Source organism: Kitasatospora sp. NPDC057692, from assembly GCF_042799475.1.
GTDB lineage: Bacteria > Actinomycetota > Actinomycetes > Streptomycetales > Streptomycetaceae > Kitasatospora.
Window position 1 is genome coordinate 1 of sequence record NZ_JBHVIV010000192.1, and the last position, 1,946, is coordinate 1,946.

2 protein-coding genes are annotated in these 1,946 nt (G+C 38.1%); both read right to left on the reverse strand.

The window, feature by feature from the left end:
- Positions 1–204 precede the first annotated feature (204 nt).
- Positions 205–1,113, reverse strand: a complete 909-nt coding sequence (locus ACFVFS_RS40725) for a hypothetical protein (RefSeq protein ID WP_375839305.1) — start codon at positions 1,111–1,113, stop codon at positions 205–207.
- A gap of 90 nt (positions 1,114–1,203) precedes the next feature.
- Positions 1,204–1,377: a hypothetical protein gene (locus ACFVFS_RS40730; protein WP_375839303.1), complete on the reverse strand. Its 174-nt coding sequence runs from the start codon at positions 1,375–1,377 to the stop codon at positions 1,204–1,206.
- Positions 1,378–1,946 lie beyond the last annotated feature (569 nt).

Consider the following 1,946-nt stretch of genomic DNA (forward strand, 5'->3'; position numbering starts at 1 on the left):
TTTTAGCACTCACTCGACAGAGTGTATAAGTGCGCCATTCGGAATTTCAAAGCTTCAAATTTCACAGAGAGTGCCCATTTATACACACCCCCTAAATCGTGGTGTGACAATGGGTTCTCGCCGGCTCGAAATCGGTTTGTCATTCTGACAAATAACCCTTCGGGAAATAAAAAAAACGGCTCCATAAAGAGGAACCGTTTTGCTTCAAAAATCACGTTTTGTGTTATACTGGAGAAACGAAATTGTGTTTTCAAAATTGTCATTTTCGACATGATAACTTTTCTCGTAGTGTGGTTTTGCCGAACCCACTACTTTTTTTATGTCTCCGAACTTCATTTCTTCCCGTTCCGGCTTAACAATCCCTTTTGATTTTCGATACATATTCATTCCGGAAGGATACATGTGCAGCCGTCCGCCTTTTAAAAATTTCTTTTCCCGACCTTCTACGATCTTTGTTTGCACCTCACAGCCCTCTGAAGCCACTTTTAAGGCTGTTTCCCTGTCTTGGACATCTTCTAGGTCTATATCAGTCAAATAAGCGCTCAAATAGGCTCCTATGTTGTCTATATCCTTTAATGACTTGATTGTTACAAATCCTAAACCCCATAGACTCCTTAATTCAGCATTTTTAATATAAATCTTATCCAAATCATTAAAGCGCATTAAAACATGACAATGCCAGGCTCCACGTCCTTGTGGCTCTACCACCGATAAATAATCTATCGAACTTTCTTTCTTGTATTTATAACGCAACCTGTCGATAAAATTTTGAAAATCACTATAAAGTTTTTTCGTGTCCGTCATATTTTTCTTGTATGTCAAAGTTATATGTAATTCATTTGGCCGTCCTATAAAATTGTTATTTATCAAATAACGCAGCTTCTTAAAGGTTTGTCTCAAAGAATTATAATTTTCCTGCCGATTTTCCGAATGCTCGAACTCCCGGATCTCCCCAGTAGAGAGGTCTACAAACCTATCCTTGTCCAATTTTTTGATATTATTTTTCCGGTTCATCTTCTCCATATGCTGAACTTCAATGACGTGATTCATAGTGGTCACTTTTACAACATCATTTGGAGCTATGAAAACCGCGTCACCATTGCGTTTATCCATCCATTTCCCCTCAATTTTTCCTGTAATGTTTAATTAAAATCAAGTTAATAATAAAGAACCCCAAATCCGAAGTCAGTTTTTCAACAAAAATTAGCGTCCTTTTCCCAAATAGTCCCTATACAATTCCTTAATAGCAAACTCAATTACAGCATCTTTTGAAACTCTTCCAAATTCATTGTGTTTTGTAAAATGTTCGGCTAATAACTCTAGCTTTTTAAATGTTTCAACAGTAATTCGAGGTCCAATTTGTTTTTTCTCTTCCATCCAAACACACTCCTAACAAGTTGTTAACATAATTCTAACATTGGAAATAATAGAATTCAAGAACAGAAAAAAGAAGCACACTCGGAATGATATTTCGTTTCCTTTTGATTCCGAGCCTCCACCCCTTACAATCCCCAAAGGCAACCGACAAGGGAAAATTCGTCCCTTATCGGCACCTCCGGAAATTGTACAGCAAGGGGTCACTCCCAATAAAAAGACTACGACATATAAAACAGGTTTAGCTTCAGAGAAAAAGAGCATAAGGAAACTCGGTGCCACCCTAAAAAAAAGGGTGTCAAACAGGCTGTGCCTGTTGAGTTTCTATGCTCTTAGAACAGGTGCCGTTTTTGAAGCCAAAGATATAGCATAGATACCCCATAGATATAGCAGGGATATACCAAAATATCTCTAGAGATACGGGTATCTATGCTATATCTCTCTACAAGATTCCTCCACACGCTTGACGGAAATGCTTCAGCATTTTAGCACTCACTCGACAGAGTGTATAAGTGCGCCATTCGGAATTTCAAAGCTTCAAATTTCACAGAGAGTGCCCATTTATACACACC